Genomic DNA, 600 nt, shown 5'->3' with positions numbered 1-600 from the left:
AAGGTTCCATTCCGGCTTCAAAAATGCGGGCCAGAGGTTCTCCTTTTAACCTGATGTCATTTCATTTCACCTCCAGCCAGCTCCCTTCACGTAAACCCACAACAGTAGGTGTATTGAACTGGTGAAACTCCTTGATCCTGGTCTCCCGCGTTTCCCCTTTATGAGTTGAATCCGAATCGGGATCGAGGTAATGCGGATTAATATTGAACGGCACCAGTCCCAATGTGTTGAACGAGGGCGGATAAACAATAGGCATATCATTAGTAGTCTTCATAGTGAGGCCGGCAATATTTGTCCCGGCGCTGGTTCCCAGATATGGAATTCCGGTTTTGAGAACCTCTTTAAGTGGCTGAAGAAGATCAAAGTGATAAAGCTGCTGCACCAGTAAAAATGTATTTCCACCCCCGGTAAAAATACCCTGCGCCTGTTTTATAGCTTCGGAAGGATTCTCAAATTGATGTATGCCTTTAATCTGAAGTCCTGCCTTTTCAAAGGCTTTTTGGGCATTCTGGTTGTATTCATCATGAGAAATGCCCCCGGGACGGGCGTAAGGGATGAACAAAATTTCTTTACAATCTGAAAAATGTATCTTCAGTACCG

At 44.8% G+C, this 600-nt stretch carries 1 pseudogene; it reads right to left on the bottom strand.

Going from position 1 to position 600, the window contains the following annotated elements:
* Window positions 1–600: pseudogene (gene pepE, locus HC175_RS16485) on the bottom strand (dipeptidase PepE); the annotation flags it as partial.

This window comes from Salinimicrobium oceani (assembly GCF_012037645.1).
Note: the sequence above shows the minus strand (reverse complement) of the source record. Positions and strands in the feature narration are given on the sequence as shown.